At 51.2% G+C, this 20,487-nt stretch carries 14 protein-coding genes and 2 pseudogenes; 12 read left to right on the top strand and 4 right to left on the bottom strand.

Annotated features, from left to right (window positions below; translation table 11 throughout):
- Positions 1-176 precede the first annotated feature (176 nt).
- Both HEN21_RS22855 and HEN21_RS19570 read left to right on the top strand, forming a co-directional pair.
- Positions 177-6,269: a BigA/YdbA N-terminal beta-barrel domain-containing protein gene (locus HEN21_RS22855; protein ID WP_203218743.1), complete on the top strand. Its 6,093-nt coding sequence runs from the start codon at positions 177-179 to the stop codon at positions 6,267-6,269.
- A 210-nt stretch (positions 6,270-6,479) separates the two neighbouring features.
- Positions 6,480-7,346 carry an aldo/keto reductase family oxidoreductase gene (locus tag HEN21_RS19570; RefSeq protein WP_176252651.1) on the top strand — a complete coding sequence of 289 codons (867 nt, stop codon included), beginning with the start codon at positions 6,480-6,482 and terminating at the stop codon, positions 7,344-7,346.
- Positions 7,347-7,385: 39 nt separating this feature from the next.
- On the opposite strand, the gene azoR is transcribed toward HEN21_RS19570, so the two are convergent.
- On the bottom strand, positions 7,386-7,991 hold the full coding sequence (azoR, locus tag HEN21_RS19575; RefSeq protein WP_016158322.1) for an FMN-dependent NADH-azoreductase: 606 nt from the start codon (positions 7,989-7,991) through the stop codon (positions 7,386-7,388).
- Positions 7,992-8,191: 200 nt separating this feature from the next.
- Between azoR and hrpA the strand changes: the two genes are divergently transcribed.
- From hrpA to HEN21_RS19610, 8 genes and pseudogenes are all read left to right on the top strand, one after another.
- Entirely contained in the window at positions 8,192-12,094 is a 3,903-nt protein-coding gene (hrpA, locus tag HEN21_RS19580; protein WP_176252650.1) for an ATP-dependent RNA helicase HrpA, read from the top strand.
- A gap of 273 nt (positions 12,095-12,367) precedes the next feature.
- On the top strand, positions 12,368-13,168 hold the full coding sequence (ydcF, locus tag HEN21_RS19585; RefSeq protein WP_176252649.1) for a DUF218 domain-containing protein YdcF: 801 nt from the start codon (positions 12,368-12,370) through the stop codon (positions 13,166-13,168).
- Between the two features lie 526 nt (positions 13,169-13,694).
- Positions 13,695-15,383 (top strand): T6SS phospholipase effector Tle1-like catalytic domain-containing protein, encoded by a 1,689-nt coding sequence (locus HEN21_RS19590; RefSeq protein ID WP_176252648.1) that lies wholly within the window; start codon positions 13,695-13,697, stop codon positions 15,381-15,383.
- Between the two features lie 10 nt (positions 15,384-15,393).
- The gene (locus HEN21_RS19595; protein WP_001253646.1) at positions 15,394-16,080 is read left to right on the top strand and encodes a DUF2931 family protein; all 687 of its coding nucleotides are present in this window, start codon (positions 15,394-15,396) and stop codon (positions 16,078-16,080) included.
- Positions 16,081-16,170: 90 nt separating this feature from the next.
- Positions 16,171-16,308: pseudogene (locus HEN21_RS23130) on the top strand (aldehyde dehydrogenase); the annotation flags it as partial.
- Complete coding sequence (locus HEN21_RS19600; RefSeq protein ID WP_286192503.1) at positions 16,256-16,573, top strand: hypothetical protein; 318 nt, start codon at positions 16,256-16,258, stop codon at positions 16,571-16,573. The pseudogene HEN21_RS23130 and the gene HEN21_RS19600, both read left to right, overlap by 53 nt.
- A 10-nt stretch (positions 16,574-16,583) precedes the next feature.
- Positions 16,584-17,285 (top strand): DUF2931 family protein, encoded by a 702-nt coding sequence (locus HEN21_RS19605; RefSeq protein WP_183082929.1) that lies wholly within the window; start codon positions 16,584-16,586, stop codon positions 17,283-17,285.
- Positions 17,286-17,375: 90 nt separating this feature from the next.
- A pseudogene (locus HEN21_RS19610) lies at positions 17,376-17,598 on the top strand (aldehyde dehydrogenase family protein); the annotation flags it as partial.
- 95 nt (positions 17,599-17,693) lie between these two features.
- Here HEN21_RS19610 and gap read toward each other — a convergent pair.
- Entirely contained in the window at positions 17,694-18,695 is a 1,002-nt protein-coding gene (gene gap / locus HEN21_RS19615) for a type I glyceraldehyde-3-phosphate dehydrogenase (RefSeq protein WP_000048677.1), read from the bottom strand.
- A 188-nt stretch (positions 18,696-18,883) separates the two neighbouring features.
- Here gap and cybB point away from each other — a divergent pair, with 188 nt between their 5' ends.
- Entirely contained in the window at positions 18,884-19,414 is a 531-nt protein-coding gene (cybB, locus tag HEN21_RS19620; RefSeq protein ID WP_021550828.1) for a cytochrome b561, read from the top strand.
- 273 nt (positions 19,415-19,687) lie between these two features.
- Positions 19,688-19,861, top strand: coding sequence for a YdcA family protein (locus HEN21_RS19625; RefSeq protein WP_000712683.1), 174 nt, complete (start codon positions 19,688-19,690; stop codon positions 19,859-19,861).
- 72 nt (positions 19,862-19,933) lie between these two features.
- On the opposite strand, the gene HEN21_RS19630 is transcribed toward HEN21_RS19625, so the two are convergent.
- Both HEN21_RS19630 and HEN21_RS22875 read right to left on the bottom strand, forming a co-directional pair.
- A complete protein-coding gene (locus HEN21_RS19630) occupies positions 19,934-20,083 on the bottom strand; it encodes a type I toxin-antitoxin system Hok family toxin (RefSeq protein ID WP_024165206.1) in 150 nt (49 codons plus the stop codon).
- Between the two features lie 150 nt (positions 20,084-20,233).
- Positions 20,234-20,487 (bottom strand): hypothetical protein (locus tag HEN21_RS22875; protein WP_207106161.1); only part of this gene is annotated, 254 nt, incomplete at its 5' end.

Below are 20,487 nucleotides of genomic sequence, written 5' to 3' on the forward strand. Positions count from 1 at the left end.
GCAGAATATAATTTAATAATTGTTTTATTGTTATTTCTGAACTGTTATATCTTAGTATTCGCCGCATGAATAAAATAAATTTTGTTTATTAAATGCTTCGTTGCAAGCATTTAGTGCTTTCTGTCTTTAAGTCTTGTGTAGTTTGTTATGCAAGAACTATTTTTAAGGAGTTATATATGCAAAGGAAAAAATTGTTGTCTGTCTGTGTTGCGATGGCGTTAAGTAGCCAGACATGGGCTGCGGATACCACTACAACCGAGTCAGCCGACGAAACACGGAAATCCAGCAAAATATCCTGTCCGGCAAATATTCACATATTAAATAAAGAACAGCTTGAGAATTTACCGGCAGAATGTAGAGATCTTAAAGACAGTGCCGTTTTACCCTGGGCTGCCGCTGGTCTGGCGGCGGTAGTAACAGGTGTCGCGGTCTATGCCCTACACGATGATAATAATCACCATCACGACGATCGGTCTCCGGTGCCGGATGATGGCGGTAATACGCCAGTACCGCCGGATGATGGCGGTAATACGCCAGTACCGCCGGACGATGGCGGTGATACACCAGTACCGCCGGACGATGGCGGTGATACACCAGTACCACCGGATGATGGCGGTGATACACCAGTACCGCCGGACGATGGCGGTGATACGCCAGTACCGCCGGACGATGGCGGTGATACGCCAGTACCACCGGACGATGGCGGAGACACGCCAGTACCGCCAGATGATGGTGGTGACACGCCAGTACCGCCGGACGATGGCGGAGACACGCCAGTACCGCCAGATGATGGTGGTGACCCGCCAGTGCCGCCGGACGATGGCGGAGACACGCCAGTACCACCGGATGATAAACCGGACCCGATCAAATACAACAACAACGTGACCTGGGATCAAGCTGAAAAAACGCTGCAAATCCGTAACGCAACGTTTACCTACACCGAGAATGCGGATGGCAGCTATACCCTGACGGCAAAAGACGGTCGCCAGACAATTGTCAAACAGTGGAAGGTAAATGAAGACAGCAACACGGCAGTCTTCGAAGGTGTTAACAAAGCGGGTGGAATCACCTGGAGCTACGACGACGAGGGCAAAATCCACATCACCAAAGAAGCTGGTGTGGTAGTTGATGGAACCACGGGCAACGATATCAAAGTCAGTGACGCCATTATTACCGACCAGGGCGGCAACACCGCGCTGAATGGCGGTACGGTAATGACCGTGGAAGGCGATAATATTGTTCTGAACAATGACGGTAAAACCACTGCGATTGGCGAAGGTTCCATTGTCGGTATCCTGACGGGCGATAACATCACCATCAATAACAATGGTGAAACCGAAGTGGATGGCGGTACGGCCGTTATTGTCAACGGTGACAACGCGACGATTAATACCCAGGGTGACGCCACATTTACTAACGGCGGTACAGGTAGCCTGATTAACGGTGACGATGCTGTTATTGATAATAAAGGGAATATGACCGTCGATGGTGATAACTCGGCGGCGACCAAAATTATAGGTGATGACGCGCTTATCAAGCAGGAAGGCGATCTTTACGTCAGCGGCGCTGCACACGGTATTGACGTCGAGGGTAACGGCACCATTGTCAGTAACAAAGGCAATATTACCGTAGTGGATGATAAATCCATTGGCGTATTGCTGGATGGCAGTGATGTCACGTTTATGAATATCGGTGATATTACGGTTGGCGAGACAGGGCACGATGGCAATCCATTCGGTGTGCTGATCGACGGCGACAACGCCACCTTCGTCAACGTGGGGGATATCACCACCAAAAATAGTGGTACGGGCGTTAACGTTGCCGGTGATGAGGGCAGTATTTCACTTTCAGGCAAGATGTCCGTCAACGACGCCACGACCGGGCTGGAGGTAAGCGGCAGCAGCAACAGCATCACGCTGACAACTTATGAGCTGAGTATCACAGGCGAAAATGCAACGGGCGTAAGTTTATCTGGCAACGGAAACAACCTCGAAATTTCAGGGGATATGACCGTTGATGGGGTGAACGCGGTGGGTACACGGTTAACTGGCGATGATACCCGTGTCCTCCAGAATGGCGACCTGTTTGTTAGCGGTGCAGCGCACGGCATTGATGTCAGTGGCGATCGCGCGACCATCGGCAACACGGGCAAAATTACCGTTGTGGATAAGAATTCGAACGGCGTCATGATCGACGGCGATGACGTACAGTTTACCAATGTTGGCGAAATCGACATCTCAAAAAATGGTACGGGTGTCGCTATTACGGGCGATCGCGAGCAGGTCGAGTTGCGGGGAGATATCAACGTTATCCAGGAAAAAGACGATAGCGGATTGTTCCAGGGTGCAACGGGCATCAATATGACGGGTAATGGTAGCGATATCACCCTGGACGGAAATATCAACCTGATATCGAGTATGGGGACCGAAAGTACCCGCGTACCGTCACCGCTGGATGGGATAAATATTAGCGGTGATAATAACACCATTGATTTAAACGGCAGCATAAACTTCTCATTCAATGAGGGGATGGCTACGGTGGAAGCCAATATGCGGGGGATCAACGTTACTGGTAAAGGTAATACCGTTAATCTGCAGGGCGGTATTAACGTTTCAGGAACAGGCGCTGAGGAGGTTGTAACCGGTGTTAACGTTTCTGGCGTGAATACGGTTAACGTCAGTGGTCACTCCAGCGTGGATGCCAGCACGCTGCGGGGTCAGGTGACGCTTGTTGCAGCTTCGGATGGTGCAACGGTCACTCTCAACAGAGACTCCGTTATTGACGTTACCGGCAATTTAATCAATACCCAATATATTTATCCTTACGCCGTTCTTATGGCAAATGACTCCGGAACGCATATTGATAACTACGGAACCATTAATGCGGCTACCTCACAGGAGTTGATGGTGGCTCGCGCAGGCGGAACCGTCACTAATTTCGGCACCATAACGGCGTTGCCGGGAGAAAATCAGGCCAGTGACTCAAAGGTTGCGATGGTTCACGCCAGCGGAGAGGGATCAAATGCGACAAATGCGACTGGCGGTACAATTAACGTAGTTTCCGCCACCACGCCACAAGGAGGTGATGGCGAAGCGGCTTACCCCCTTCCCTGGTATAACAGAGTGTTCTTCGCCTTAATGGCGGATAATTATGGGCAGGCCACTAACGAAGCTAATGCGCTGATTAATCTGCATGGCGCAGGAACCTATGGCGTTTCTTCAGCAAAAGGTACTGCCATTAATGCCGGAGAAATTAACGTCGATAGTTTTATCCCGACGCTGGATGATAATGGCAATATCACCAGCGAAGCCTATTGGCAGACGAATACTCCGTATCTAATGGGCGGTGGTATGTTGGTGGGATCGACCGAGACTGGCTGGGCAGATGCCACCGGGTTGAATACAGGCACAATCAACGTCAACAATGAAGGTTTTGGTATGCTGGCGCTGAACGGCGGTACAGCGGTAAACCAGGGCACTATCAATCTGACGACGGATGAAAATGTCACGAAGCAACAGAATAACCAACTGTTCGCAATGGGCGCTGTTGGCACCGGCGTGGCGATTAATGACAAAACCGGCGTGATCAATATTGATACCGATGTCGGCCAGGCTTTTTATACTGACGGTTTGGGCACCATTATCAATTACGGCACTATCTGTACGTTTGGCAATTGCCAAACCGCCGGTGTGTATAACCCGACCGATCCGGCAGTTAGCCTTGTCTACACCGGGGGAGATACGATCACCGCCGAAGGGCAGTCAACCAACTTTACTCAATCCGTTGTAATAACCAATACCACGCCGGGTAGCGTTACCAACGCAGGAACTGTTACCAGCCAGATGCTGACGGTTCTGAGCGGTGAACTGGATAATACCGCAACCGGAAATATCAGTAACATGATTAAACTGAATGACGGCGGCGTAGTTGATAACGCAGGTACAATTAACAACATTGATGTGAACGGCGGCACGCTGAATAACGACGGTACGGTGTCAGGCCAGGTAACGATATATGCTGGCGCCAGTAATGCATTGGTGAGCAATACAGGGACCATCAATAAACTGGTACAGAAAGACGGTACTGTTAATAACAGCGGTGTAATTACCGGCCGTATCACTCAACAAAACGGCACTTTCAACAACCAGCAGGGCGGCACGGTTAAAAACGGTGCTATGTTAACCAATAAAGCCGTATTTAATAACAGCGGTGAGTTTATTCTTAATAATGCTAAAAATGCTATTCACCTGAATCAGTCTGGTACGCTGTACAACACCGGGCATATGTCGTTGATCGATTCCTCAAATAACGGAGCCGTGAATATTTGGGGGAATAACGGGCGCTTTATCAACAACGGTAAAGTGGATTCAACCGCCAAATCTGTCGTTGTCAGCGCCAGTAACGCGGCGGCGACCGACGCGTTCTTCTGGAATATGAGTGAAGGCGAGATTAATTTCGACCATGATAACGCCAGCGCGGTGAAATTCACCCATAACAACTATGTCGCGCAGAATGACGGCACCATGAACATCAGCGGCAACAATGCCGTGGCGATGGAAGGGAACAATAATGCGCAACTGGTCAACGAGGGCATCATTAACCTGGGTACGGAAGGCACGACCGATACTGGCCTGATTGCAATGCAACTGGATGCCAATGCAACGGCAGACGCAGTCATTGAGAACAACGGCACCATTAATATTTATGCCAATGATTCTTTTGCTTTCAGTGTGCTGGGGACGAATGGCCACGTCGTCAACAACGGTTCGGTGGTGATCGCTGATGGTGTGACCGGGTCTGGCCTGATCAAACAGGGCGACAGCGTGAATGTGGAAGGGAAGAACGGCAACAACGATAACACCACCGAAGTTCATTACGGCGATTACACATTACCGGATGTACCAAATACTACAGTGACATCGTTTGCTGATAACTCAAGTGGCGACGCTGGCGCTACCAACAACCTCAACGGCTATGTTGTGGGCACTAACGCCGACGGCAGCTCGGGTCGATTGATGGTCAATAACGCCAGCATGAACGGCGTGGAGATCAACACTGGCTTCGCTGCGGGTACAGCAGAGACCACCGTTAACTTTGATAATGTAGTACAGGGCAGCAACCTCACTGACGCGAACGCCATCACGTCCACTACTGTGATGTGGAATGCGCAAGGAAGTACGGATGCGAGCGGTAACGTAGACGTGACAATGACCAAAAACACCTACACCGATGTCGCGACAGATGGCAGTGTGAATGATGTGGCGAAGGCGCTGGACGCGGGCTACACCAACAACGAGCTGTACACCAGTCTGAACGTAGGTACCACGGCGGAACTGAACAGCGCGCTGAAGCAAATCAGCGGCAGCCAGGCGACCACCGTGTTCCGCGAAGCCCGCGTGTTAAGCAACCGCTTCAGTATGCTGGCGGATGCCGCACCGAAGGTGGGCAATGGTCTGGCGTTCAACGTGGTGGCAAAAGGCGATCCGCGCGCGGAACTGGGCAACGACACGCAATACGACATGCTGGCGCTGCGTAAAACGCTTGACCTGAGTGACAGCCAGAGCCTGAGCCTGGAGTACGGCATCGCCCGTCTGGATGGCAACGGTTCTGACAAGGCCGGGGACAACGGCGTGACCGGTGGTTACAGCCAGTTCTTTGGCCTGCAACATCAGATGACCTTTGAGAATGGCGTGAACTGGAATAACGCCCTGCGTTATGACGTTCATAACCTCGACAGCAGCCGTGCCGTAGCTTACGGCGACGTAAGTAAAACCGCCGATACCGACGTGAAGCAGCAGTACCTGGAATTCCGCAGCGAAGGGGCGAAAACCTTTGAACCGCGCGAAGGGCTGAAAATCACGCCGTATGCCGGAGTGAAACTGCGCCACACGCTGGAAGGCGGTTATCAGGAACGTAATGCCGGTGACTTTAACCTGAATATGAACAGTGGCAGCGAAACGGCGGTGGACAGCATCGTCGGGCTGAAACTGAACTACGCAGGGAAAGACGGCTGGAGCGCGAACGCCACGCTGGAGGGCGGGCCGAACCTGAGTTATGCGAAGAGCCAGCGCACGGCGAGCCTTGCCGGGACAGGTGGTCAGCAGTTTAACGTTGACGACGGACAGAAGGGCGGCGGTATTAACAGCCTGGCAAGCGTCGGCGTGAAGTACAGTAGCAAAGAAAGTTCGCTGCATCTGGATGCTTACCACTGGAAAGAGGACGGCATCAGCGACAAAGGCGTGATGCTGAACTTCAAGAAAACGTTCTAATTTTTCGCATGTGACACAAAAACCGCAACGCTGATACTGGTTGCGGTTTTTTATTGCCGAATACGATCTTATAGAGTCTGAGTTTTGGCTGTCTTTCAGGTCAAATAAGTGCTGCGCATCCGGTAATCTTATTTATGCCTTCACATCATTTATCTCTTTTCATTTCTATACTGATTTTTCTTTATCCGTTTTATTAAAGGGCAGGATGTTATGAGCAGCGACACATTTACTCTCGGGACAAAATCCGTTAACCGTCTTGGTTATGGTGCGATGCAGCTGGCAGGGCCTGGTGTTTTCGGTCCGCCGAAAGATCGCCATGTTGCTATTACCGTGCTGCGTGAGGCACTTGCTTTGGACGTTAATCACATTGATACCAGCGACTTTTATGGCCCGCACATCACCAACCAGATCATCCGTGAAGCACTGCATCCCTATTCTGACGACCTGACGATTGTCACCAAAATTGGCGCTCGCCGTGGTGAGGATGCCTCCTGGCTGCCCGCATTCTCTCCCGCTGAACTGAAAAAGGCGGTGCATGACAACCTGCGAAATCTGGGGCTTGATGTGCTGGATGTGGTTAACCTGCGCGTAATGCTGGGGGATGGTCACGGTCCGACGGAAGGATCGATTGAAGCCAGCTTGACCGTGCTGGCAGAGATGCAGCAGCAGGGACTGGTAAAACATATCGGTTTGAGCAATGTCACGCCGACACAAGTCGCTGAAGCGTGCAAAATCGCTGAAATCGTTTGTGTGCAAAACGAATACAACATTGCACACCGTGCCGATGACGCATTAATTGATACTTTGGCCCGCGATGGTATTGCGTACGTGCCGTTCTTCCCGCTCGGCGGTTTTACGCCGCTGCAATCCTCCACACTTTCGGATGTTGCTGCGAGCCTGGGCGTGACACCAATGCAGGTGGCGCTGGCATGGCTGTTGCAACGTTCAGCGAATATTTTGCTGATCCCTGGGACGTCTTCCATTGCGCACTTGCGTGAGAATATGGCTGCAGGGAAATTAGTGTTATCTGATGATGTGTTGGCAACACTGGACAGCATTGCGAAAAAGGCGGGTTAAGTAAAAAGCCTCCCGCACTTGCAGGAGGCCTCTTAAAACTTATGCTGCAACAACTGCGTCAATTGCTGCTTTGGCGTCTGCCTGCGCTTTCGCCGCCATTTCCGGACCGTAGGCAATACCTTCCGCAAAGACGAATTTCACATCGGTAATACCGATAAACCCCAGGAACGTGGACAGATACGGCGTCACCAGATCCGTCGGCCCATCTTTATGGATACCGCCACGGCTGGTAATCACGATGGCTTTTTTACCTGTTACCAGACCTTCCGGACCGTTTTCGGTGTAGCGGAAAGTAACGCCTGCACGCGCAACCAGGTCAAAATAGTTTTTCAGCTGAGTCGAGATGTTGAAGTTATACATTGGTGCCGCAATCACGATAACGTCATGGGCTTTCAGCTCGGCAATCAGCTCATCGGAAAGCGCCAGAGCTTCCTGTTGACGTGGGGTCAGCGGCGCATCGCTCGGACGCAGAGCGCCAACCAGTTCGCCATCCAGCACCGGAATCGGATTTGCTGCCAGGTCACGAACGGTGATTTCATCAGCAGTGTGCTTTTCGCGCCATTGTTCAACAAAATAATCGGACAACAAATTAGACTGAGAGTACCCTGCCAGGATGCTGGATTTAAGAACTAATACCTTGCTCATGGTGTTTCCTTATAGATGTTTGAATGGGCGATGCCCCGTTGCTTGTTGACACTTTATTCACAATCCTGCCACAGAGATAGCGCAATAAATCGAAGCCTATGTTCGAATTTATTGAACAACGCATAGAAAGCCGCGATGTGGTACTCTATATCTATCATTTAAAAGAAAATTAATCAGGCAGACTACTGCCCTCTAACGTTATGACAGAACAACAAAAATTGACCTTTAATGTCTTGCAACAGCGGCTGGATTCGCTAATGCTGCGTGACAGGCTGCGCTTTTCCCGCCGTCTGCATGGTGTGAAAAAGGTTAAAAATCCTGATGCACAACAGGCCATTTTCCAGGAAATGGCAAAAGAGATTGACCAGGCGGCAGGGAAAGTCCTGCTGCGTGAAGCGGCGCGTCCGGAGATTACTTATCCGGACAATTTGCCGGTTAGTCAGAAAAAACAGGACATTCTCGAAGCGATTCGTGACCACCAGGTCGTCATCGTTGCCGGGGAAACGGGGTCAGGTAAAACCACTCAGTTACCGAAAATCTGTATGGAACTGGGGCGCGGAATTAAAGGGCTGATCGGTCATACCCAACCGCGCCGTCTGGCAGCAAGAACCGTCGCGAATCGTATTGCCGAAGAGTTGCAGACCGAGCCGGGTGGTTGCATCGGTTACAAAGTGCGTTTCAGCGATCACGTAAGTGATAACACGATGGTCAAGCTGATGACCGACGGTATCCTGCTGGCGGAGATCCAGCAAGACCGCCTGCTGATGCAGTACGACACCATCATCATCGATGAAGCGCACGAGCGTAGCCTGAACATTGATTTTCTGCTCGGTTATCTGAAAGAGTTGCTGCCGCGTCGTCCAGATCTGAAAGTGATCATCACCTCGGCGACCATCGATCCTGAACGTTTCTCACGCCACTTTAATAATGCGCCGATTATCGAAGTCTCCGGTCGCACTTATCCAGTGGAAGTGCGCTATCGCCCGATTGTTGAAGAAGCGGATGACACCGAACGCGACCAGTTGCAGGCCATTTTCGATGCCGTAGAAGAGCTAAGCCAGGAAACTCCTGGTGATATCCTGATTTTTATGAGCGGCGAGCGGGAAATTCGTGATACCGCCGATGCGCTGAACAAGCTGAATCTGCGTCATACCGAAATCTTGCCGCTTTACGCACGACTGTCGAACAGCGAACAGAATAGGGTGTTCCAGTCGCACAGCGGACGGCGCATTGTGCTGGCGACCAACGTCGCAGAAACTTCGCTGACCGTACCGGGTATTAAATACGTTATCGACCCCGGTACGGCGCGTATCAGCCGCTACAGCTATCGCACTAAAGTACAGCGTTTGCCGATTGAGCCGATTTCGCAGGCTTCTGCTAATCAGCGTAAAGGCCGCTGTGGTCGTGTGTCAGAAGGGATCTGTATTCGTCTCTATTCCGAAGACGATTTCCTCTCGCGCCCGGAGTTTACCGATCCGGAGATTCTGCGTACCAACCTGGCCTCGGTTATTTTGCAGATGACTGCGCTGGGGCTGGGCGATATTGCCGCGTTCCCGTTTGTCGAAGCGCCGGATAAACGCAATATCCAGGATGGCGTGCGTCTGCTCGAAGAGCTGGGCGCGATCACCACTGATGAACAGGCCAGCGCCTATAAACTGACGCCGCTCGGTCGCCAACTCTCGCAACTGCCTGTCGATCCTCGTCTGGCGCGAATGGTGCTGGAAGCGCAAAAACATGGCTGCGTGCGTGAAGCGATGATTATCACTTCCGCGCTCTCCATTCAGGATCCGCGTGAGCGTCCAATGGACAAACAGCAGGCATCGGACGAGAAACATCGTCGTTTCCACGATAAAGAGTCTGACTTCCTGGCGTTTGTGAATCTGTGGAATTATCTCGGCGAACAGCAAAAGGCACTTTCTTCAAACGCCTTCCGTCGCCTGTGCCGCACCGATTACCTCAACTATCTGCGCGTGCGCGAATGGCAGGACATCTACACCCAGTTGCGCCAGGTAGTGAAAGAACTCGGCATTCCGGTGAACAGCGAACCGGCGGAGTATCGCGAAATTCACATCGCCTTACTGACCGGTTTGCTTTCGCATATCGGCATGAAAGATGCCGATAAACAGGAATATACCGGCGCACGTAACGCGCGTTTTTCCATCTTCCCCGGTTCTGGTTTATTCAAAAAGCCACCGAAATGGGTAATGGTGGCGGAACTGGTAGAAACCAGCCGCCTGTGGGGGCGCATTGCTGCGCGTATCGATCCAGAATGGGTGGAACCCGTTGCGCAGCATTTGATTAAACGCACCTACAGCGAACCGCACTGGGAACGGGCGCAGGGCGCGGTGATGGCAACGGAAAAAGTCACTGTGTATGGATTGCCGATTGTTGCCGCGCGCAAGGTCAACTACAGCCAGATTGATCCGGCGTTATGTCGTGAACTCTTTATTCGCCACGCGCTGGTGGAAGGTGACTGGCAGACGCGCCACGCATTCTTTCGCGAGAACCTGAAACTGCGGGCGGAAGTGGAAGAGCTGGAACACAAATCACGTCGCCGCGATATTCTGGTGGATGACGAAACGCTGTTTGAGTTTTACGACCAGCGCATCAGTCACGATGTCATCTCCTCGCGCCACTTCGACAGCTGGTGGAAAAAGGTCAGCCGCGAAACGCCTGATTTGCTCAACTTTGAAAAGAGCATGTTGATCAAAGAAGGTGCGGAAAAAATCAGCAAGCTGGATTACCCGAACTTCTGGCATCAGGGCAATCTCAAGCTGCGTTTGAGTTATCAGTTTGAGCCGGGGGCAGATGCTGACGGTGTGACTGTGCATATCCCGCTGCCGTTACTTAACCAGGTTGAGGAGAGTGGGTTTGAGTGGCAGATCCCCGGTCTGCGCCGCGAACTGGTGATTGCTCTGATTAAATCGTTGCCGAAACCGGTACGGCGTAATTTTGTACCCGCGCCAAACTACGCCGAAGCGTTCTTAGGCCGCGTCACGCCACTGGAGCTGCCGTTGCTCGACAGCCTTGAGCGCGAGCTACGTAGGATGACCGGCGTTACCGTTGACCGCGAGGACTGGCACTGGGATCAGGTGCCCGATCACCTGAAAATCACCTTCCGCGTGGTGGATGACAAAAACAAGAAGCTAAAAGAAGGGCGCTCGCTACAAGATCTGAAAGATGCGCTGAAAGGCAAAGTGCAGGAAACGCTGTCTGCGGTGGCGGATGACGGTATCGAGCAGAGCGGCTTACATATCTGGAGCTTTGGGCAACTGCCGGAAAGCTACGAGCAGAAGCGCGGCAACTACAAAGTGAAGGCGTGGCCGGCGCTGGTGGATGAACGCGACAGCGTAGCGATCAAACTGTTTGATAATCCGCTGGAACAAAAGCAAGCGATGTGGAACGGTCTTCGCCGTTTGCTGCTGCTGAATATTCCATCGCCGATCAAATACTTGCATGAAAAGTTGCCAAACAAAGCCAAGTTAGGGCTGTACTTTAACCCATATGGCAAAGTACTGGAGCTGATCGACGACTGTATCTCCTGCGGTGTGGATAAATTGATCGATGCTAACGGTGGCCCAGTCTGGACGGAAGAAGGCTTTGTTGCGCTGCATGAAAAAGTGCGCGCCGAACTGAACGACACGGTGGTGGATATTGCGAAGCAGGTCGAGCAAATCCTCACAGCGGTGTTCAATATCAATAAACGCCTGAAAGGGCGCGTTGATATGACGATGGCGCTGGGACTTTCAGATATCAAAGCGCAGATGGGCGGGCTGGTATATCGCGGTTTTGTCACCGGTAACGGCTTCAAACGTCTGGGTGATACGCTGCGTTATTTGCAGGCGATTGAAAAACGCCTGGAGAAACTGGCGGTTGATCCACACCGCGACCGCGCCCAGATGCTGAAAGTCGAAAACGTCCAGCAGGCGTGGCAGCAGTGGATCAACAAATTGCCGCCAGCACGTCGTGAAGATGAAGACGTAAAAGAGATTCGCTGGATGATTGAAGAGCTGCGCGTCAGTTACTTCGCCCAACAACTCGGTACGCCGTATCCGATTTCAGATAAGCGTATTCTGCAAGCGATGGAGCAAATTAGCGGATAACGCTGCTATTTGCCTGATAAATCTAAAACCCGGTAAGCCTATGCTGCCGGGTTTTTTATTAAATCTGAAAACGGTAAGGGCAAAAGTTCAGGGATTCAGGAGAAATACAATTCTCTGCAGCAAGATGAATAATGTTTATCTACAGCTTTTCTGTAAAACATATGCCAGGTTTGCGGAGAGGCGATGAAGGAAATATGGCTTCCTCCTTTCAGAGTGCTCCGCTTCTCATTATTATCTCACGCAGTATTCTTAAGGGAACGAGAAGGAGGAACCATGAATATTACCCCGTTTCCGACGCTTTCGGCGGCAACCATCGATGCCATAAACGTTATCGGTCGATGGCTGGCGCAGGATGATTTCTCCGGTGCTGCTCCGTATCAGGCTGATTGCGTGATCCTTGCAGGTAATGCGGTTATCCCTACTATCGACGCCGCTTGCAAGATTGCCCGAGATCAGCAAATTCCGTTACTGATTAGCGGTGGTATCGGTCACTCGACAACATTTTTATACAGTGCTATCGCCCAGCATCCGCATTACAACACCATTCGCACAACAGGCAGGTCAGAAGCTACCATCCTCGCAGATATTGCCAATCAGTTCTGGCATATTCCACATGAAAAAATCTTGATTGAAGACCAGTCAACAAACTGCGGAGAAAATGCCCGCTTCAGTATCGCGTTACTGAATCAGGCCAAAGAACGGGTTCACACGGCTATTGTCGTGCAGGACCCCACCATGCAGCGGCGCACGATGGCGACGTTCCGCCGTATGACCGGGGACAACCCCGATGCACCACGCTGGTTAAGTTATCCGGGATTTATACCACAATTAGTGAATAACGCAGACAGTGTCGCATTTGCTAATCTACTGGAAGGATTATGGCCAGTTGAGCGTTATTTATCGCTTCTTACTGGCGAGCTACCTCGTTTGCGTGATGATAGCAATGGCTATGGGCCACGCGGGCGCGATTTTATCGTTCACGTTGACTTTGCCGCTGAAGTCACCCAGGCCTGGCAGACGCTGAAACACGACGCTGTGCTTATTGAAGCGATGGAAAGTCGTTCACTACGTTAAAAATTGCCCGTTTGTGAAATACCGTTGGCAAACGGGCATGACTCTTTACTTTTACTTCTGCCTTTTATTCCTTTCACACTTGTTTTTATGAAGCCCTTCACAGAATCGTTTTTCCACGATGCTGTCATCTACGATGATTGATGTTTACACAGGAACAGACTTTTTTGACCGGGACGAGTCGCGTTTGCTTACTGACGAGCTTTCCCTGCTAGCTGGAATGACCAATACAGGGCCATTATCCTGAATACACCTTCAGTTGTTGTGAATGCTATTGCTCAGCAGATCGGATGCACTCCGGTATCTCTTCCGCTTCAGGGACGGCAGGCACCGCACCTTGTATCCTCCCGTTAAATCCGGGTGACAGAGCATATCAGTGGCTCCGTTGCTGTCGGTGAACACCAGGAATCCATACATTTGAATATGGCAACTGCATCTTGTGCAGAAGATAGAGCGTTGATTTTATTTAAGAACTGAAGGGGGGAGTATGATGTGCCTGATTTAACCTTTCAGACAAAATGGATTTTTTATGGCAGCAGGCGAGAATACTGAGCCGGGTAATACCGGCTATCACCGGTATGAAACTACCGGGGAGAACACGCACTACACCGATGTTTTATGCAGTGGAAAAGTCATCCGGTGCCGGCGGGTGCCGGTCAGAGGGATCACGCTGACGGTGGGGGTGTTCTTTGATGGTACCGGGAATAACCGGGCAAACGCAGACGATCTGCGGTTGGCGTATGCCCACTGCGCCGGTTTGGTCGGTGAGGAACGAGCCAGGGCGTGCGCGAAGTATGAAGAACACGCCAGAGAGGGGGCAGGCAACGCCAGCTGGCAGGGCGGCATCACCAATATTTCCCGGCTCAATGACCTTTACAAATCTGATTCTGCCCTTGGTGAAGATGAGATGGAGGCGCAGGTGAAAGCCTACGTCAGCGGCATCGGGACGGCAGATGGGAAAAGCGACTCGTTGCTGGGGATGGGGCTGGGCAGCAGCCTTATCCGGCGGTTTGAGGGAGTGGTGACCAAGACCGATGAAGCTCTTGAGAAAATTGCTTCCGCACTGAATATATTTATCAGTCGTAACCGCGATAAAGCGGCGATCGCGAAGGTGCAGTTTGATGTGTTCGGGTTCAGTCGCGGCGCGGCAGCGGCACGGCACTTTGCCAACCGGGTGATGAACCAGGATACGGCGATAGTGGCTGCAATAGAGAACGGGCTGGATATGTCCAGATACCATGGAAAACCTGCGGGAGAGGTGCGCTTTCTGGGGCTTTTTGACACAGTGGCAGCCATCGGGAGCCTGCTGAATTTCTACGATATTAACGGACGCAGTAATCCTGGTGTCAACCTTGAGCTGCGTCCTTCCGTGGCGCAGAAGGTGTTTCAGATAAGCGCAATGCACGAGTGCCGTTATAACTTCAGTCTGAACAGCATCGCGGGGATGTGGCCGGAGCTGGCACTGCCGGGGGCGCATTCGGACATTGGCGGGGGCTACAACGCGGGTGAGGATGAGATTTCCCTGCTGACGATGCCGGACTTTGATGTGATACCGGAGAGCGCGGACGAGACGCAGACTGCGGTGTACCGTCAGGCGGAGAAGATGCGTCAGGCGCTGTTTTCACTGCCGGCGCTGAAGTACCTGATGCCACACGGTAAGGTGGAGACAAAAATGATTTCGTGGCCGCTGGTTAACCTTGACAAGGCTCGGGCTTTTATTTTTGAGAAGAAAGCCGGCGCGGCGGTGTTTATGACGCGCAGGGCGGTGCCGAACGACTGGGAAAAGGTGTGTATGCGGGTGATGCTCGATGCGGCACAGGACGCCGGGGTAATATTTGGAGATATTGACCCGCAAAACCCTGACACAGCTCTTCCTGCTGAGCTGGTTCCCCTGTGTGACAAAGCAACAGCCCAGGGGCGTGCGATCCGGCGTGGCGCAGAGCCGGAGGGCTTCACGGCGGAGGAGATGCGAACCATCGGGCGTTATCTGCACTGTTCGGCGAACTGGAACATCGACTCGGACCTGAGCCTGTGGGTGAGTCCGTCCTCGGGAGAGGTTTTTCTGCGAAACCACTATGCGCCGACTGACGACCGCTCGTTCGTGTGGCCGATGGCTCCGGGCAAAGGGTGGGTGCGGACGGTGTGGAGGATGGATGACCAGCAGCAGTGGGAAGACCGGGCGCGGGCGAACGTGGACGTGCTGGACGAACTGTTCTGAGGAGGAAGGGATGAGACGATTACCGCTGATGGTGGCCGTGCTGGGGGGCATTCTGCTTTCAGGCTGCCATGACCGCCGGGCAGGCGTAAAGACGCTGCTGGGAGACGGCGTGGAGCAGTGGGGAAAGAAGCTGCCTTACGATAACTGGAATTTTAGCTTTATATACCCGAAAAATCTGCCTGCACTAGTGACGATGGTGTACCTGGAGGACGGGGATATTCGGGAAAGTATCTTCCGTCGGTTAGATCCTATGGACATCAGTGATCTGAGTGTCGGGCACTGGCATGATTTGATAGGGGGGTATGGCGGGTATTTTAACCGGGGAAAAGCACTGCCGGTACGAATGACGGTGTGCTGGGACTCGGTTATTGACAAGAAAGCGTATGAAACGGAGATCTGGTTCAGCCGGGAGACGTGGCAGCAGATGGCTACGGCATATCCTGATCCGTATCATCCAGGTAAACCTTACTACCGGAAGCGAATGGCTGTTGGTCTTGCTCCAGGCGGTACTGTACGGATCTGGCTTGAGGATAACGGGAACCCATCCGTACTCCAGCAACCAGCACGGCAGCTTACCCTGACAGGGGATGATATGCTGATATGCAAAGGGGTAACGAAACATCCTAACGGGTATGTTTATTACGGAAAGACACCAGATTTCATCAAAGGGAAAACCTATCCGTATGGTAACTGGTAGGGCATAACGATTAGAAAACTCAAAAGGATCTTCTTGAGATCCTTTTGAGCATCAATCTGATTGTTTTGACGGGTTAAACTTCAATACTGCGAACGCGCCAGTGAAATCAGTGCGCTGATTGTCGAGTAAGGGGCAAAATCCAGCAATTGGCTGAAATCGAAGTGGGCGTGGCGTTATGAGGGAAAAATTATTCAAAGCGATCATATTCTTCTGTTTAAACGTGCGCTTCACTGCGGAGGAGATGCGAACCATCGGGCGTTATCTGCACTGTTCGGCGAACTGGAACATCGACTCGGACCTGAGCCTGTGGGTGAGTCCGTCCTCGGGAGAGGTTTTTCTGCGAAACCACTATGCGCCGACTGACGACCGCTCGTTCGTGTGGCCGATGGCTCCGGGCAAAGGGTGGGTGCGGACGGTGTGGAGGATGGATGACCAGCAGCAGTGGGAAGACCGGGCGCGGGCGAACGTGGACGTGCTGGACGAACTGTTCTGAGGAGGAAGGGATGAGACGATTACCGCTGATGGTGGCCGTGCTGGGGGGCTTTCTGCTTTCAGGCTGCCATGACCGCCGGGCAGGCGTGAAGACGCTGCTGGGAGACGGCGTGGAGCAATGGGGAAAGAAGCTGCCTTACGATAACTGGAATTTTAGTTTTATATACCCGAAAAATCTGCCTGCACGGGTGACGATGGTGTACCTGGAGGACGGGGATATTCGGGAAAGTATCTTCCGTCGGTTAGATCCTATGGACATCAGTGATCTGAGTGTCGGGCACTGGCATGATTTGATAGGGGGGTATGGCGGGTATTTTAACCGGGGAAAAGCACTGCCGGTACGAATGACGGTGTGCTGGGACTCGGTTATTGACAAGAAAGCGTATGAAACGGAGATCTGGTTCAGCCGGGAGACGTGGCAGCAGATGGCTACGGCATATCCTGATCCGTATCATCCAGGTAAACCTTACTACCGGAAGCGAATGGCTGTTGGTCTTGCTCCAGGCGGTACTGTACGGATCTGGCTTGAGGATAACGGGAACCCATCCGTACTCCAGCAACCAGCCAGACAGTTTACCCTGACGGGGGATGATATGCTGATATGCAAAAACATTCCCAACCAGATTGATTTCAGTTACATCAAGGCTAACGGTTACGCCCCCTTTATCCGCGATTTTATCAAGGGAAAGCACTATCCATATGGCAACTGGTAGGGCATAACGATGAGAAAACTCAAAAGGATCTTCTTGAGATCCTTTTGAGCATCAATCTGATTGTTTTGACGGGTTAAACTTCAATACTGCGAACGCGCCAGTGAAATCAGTGCGCTGATTGTCGAGTAAGGGGCAAAATCCAGCAATTGGCTGAAATCGAAGTGGGCGTGGCGTTATGAGGGAAAAATTATTCAAAGCGATCATATTCTTCTGTTTAAACGTGCTCTTGGCGTGACCACTGGTATTCTGCCGTGGAACTTCCCGTTCTTCCTTATTGATTGCCCACAAAATGTCGCCTGCTCTAGTGACCGGTAAACATGGCTTGCATGAGTACCTTCAAACCCAGGTAGTCTATTTACAGTCATAATGTGTAAAACAGGCGGAGGCATTTTTCTCCGCCTGTATCTGTCAGAGTTTGGCGAATTTTTCGAGAGTGCGAATAAGCTGGGTAACAAACCCATATTCGTTATCGTACCAGGCGACTGTTTTCACCAGTTGTAAATCGCCCACGGCGGTAATTTCCGTTTGCGTGGCATCAAACACTGAACCGAAATGGCTGCCAATGATATCGGAAGAGACTATTTCTTCATCGGTATAACCAAATGACTCGTTATTGTTTGTCGCTTTTTTAAGCGCGTTGTTCACCTCTTCGGCAGTGACTTTTTTCCCGAGAATAGACACCAGTTCGGTGACCGAACCTGTTTTCACGGGTACGCGTTGCGCATGGCCTTTCAGTTTGCCGCTCAGTTCCGGGATCACCAGGCCAATGGCTTTTGCCGCGCCAGTGGTGTGGGGAATGATATTTTCTGCCGCCGCACGTGAAGCGCGTAGATCTTTACCACGCGGACCATCCACCAGTGACTGGGTGCCGGTATAGGCATGAATGGTCGTCATCGTGCCGACTTCTATTCCAAAACTGTCGTGCAAGGCTTTGGCCATCGGCGCAAGACAGTTTGTGGTACATGACGCTACAGAAACAATAGTGTCGTTACCATCCAGAGTGTCGTCATTGACGTTATAAACGATAGTTTTCATCTCACCGGCAGGAGCGGAAATCAGTACTTTCCTGGCGCCAGCATCCAGATGCGCCTGCGATTTTTCAGCAGAGGTATAAAAGCCTGTACATTCGACAATGATTTCTGCACCTTTCGCTTTCCACGGAATATTTTTCGCCTCTTTTTCGGCGTAAACCGCAATGCTTTTCCCATCGACGATAAGTGAATCTTCAGTGAAATCAACGCTCCAGGGGAACGGGCCGTAGTTTGAATCATGTTTCAGCAGATAGGCGAGAATTTTCGGGGATGTGAGATCATTAATAGCGACAACGTCTATGTTGCTTTTGACCTCAAGTAATCGACGCAACACCAGTCGACCGATACGACCAAAACCGTTAATGCCAACTTTACTCATGGTTTTCTCCTGTAAGGAACTCTTGGGTGAAAATTGATCCTTTCCAGGCTTAGACCAGGATGGCGGGATGAGCAATCTACATTCGTACAGCGAAACGTAACGTACTGAAAAAGGGCGAACAATATTTAATGAAATTTTAAGAAAAGCTGGTTATGTTAACGGAAAATTGTTTTAAAGCCGGAAATGTTATGGAAAATAAATACACAAGGTTACAAATTGGCATTCACTGGCTGGTCTTTTTGCTGGTTATTGCAGCCTATTGTGCAATGGAGTTTCGTGGCTTTTTCCCACGTAGCGATCGGCCGCTCATCAACATGATCCATGTTTCCTGCGGCATTTCAATTCTCGTACTAATGGTACTTCGTCTTGTGCTAAGGCTGAAATACCCAACCCCGCCAATTGTGCCTAAACCGAAACCGATGATAACGGGGCTCGCGCATCTCGGGCATCTGGTCATTTACCTGCTGTTTATCGCGCTGCCGCTGATTGGTATCGTGATGATGTATAACCGTGGCAATCCCTGGTTTGCGTTCGGTGTGACGATGCCTTACACGTCAGAGCCAAATTTCGATCTGGTGGATATTTTAAAGTCATGGCATGAAACGCTGGCAAATTTGGGATATTTCGTTATCGGGCTACATGCTGCTGCTGCATTGGCACACCACTATTTCTGGAAGGATAACACGCTTCTGCGCATGATGCCGCGTAAGCGTTCCTGACGACAATAAAAGAAAGCGCCTGTACTAAACCAGACCCGTGGTACAGGCGAAGAATACGGGTCTACATCGGAAGCATCTATTATATTTATTTGTATGACAAATAAAACCATAATTAGCCTTTATGTGTTTATCTGGTTCATATTTAACCAATTTATCTTTCAGTTAAGATTGAAATCCATTTTCCTCAATCTTTGATCTCGCTAAGTGAAATCAAGTCCACCCAGCGTATAACTTTTATACCGAACATAAGATTTGGTAAACAATGGAGGTTATATGAAAAAATTTGCACTTATCTTGTTTATGGGAATGCTTGTTTCGTTTTATGCCGATGCCGGGCGCAAGCCGTGTTCTGGTGCAAAAGGTGGAATATCCCACTGTACTGCTGGTGGCAAATTTGTTTGTAACGATGGATCTATCAGCGCATCGAAAAAGACATGTACTAACTGAAAGGAAAAAAGGGGTGCCATGAGAAAATGAACCTGCCGCCAGATGCGCGGGGAAAACTCCCCGCGCAGACCCTTACCTGGACTTACAGGCCATGAGAGCCGCCACCTCCTTATTACCGTCCCGGAACCGCAGTTCGTAGAGCGTTTGTCGGGTCAGAAGTGTGAATGCCAGTATTGTGAAACAAATAATGAGCAGACACACCACCAGGGGGTTGCGCTTCATAGCCTTTCTCCTTGCCGGATGGCAGGTAAGAGACTAACATCTGAATTGTGTGGTTCATTCGTTGGCCTCGATTGATAGAAATATCGGTCGGGGTCTTCGTCTTTCTGATTCCCGGTTAGCCTGAAAACAGAAAGTCTCAGGCTCCCGCGATCATCCTATGTAGCTTCTCTTAGCAGGGAAATAATCACTTTGCGAAATTGCGTGACGGCTTCCGGCAAATTTTAAACAGATAACATAAACGACAGGATTAAATGCGAGCCAGGTTCCGGTTGCAGTTGCAGTATGAAAAGGGGTGTCATGAGAAAATGAACCCGCCATCCAGATGCGCGGGGAAAACTCCCCGCGCTGGCCCTTACCTGGACTTACAGGCCATGAGAGCCGCCACCTCCTTATTACCGTCCCGG

Source organism: Escherichia sp. 93.1518 (assembly GCF_013368915.2).
GTDB classification, from domain to species: Bacteria; Pseudomonadota; Gammaproteobacteria; order Enterobacterales; family Enterobacteriaceae; genus Escherichia; species Escherichia ruysiae.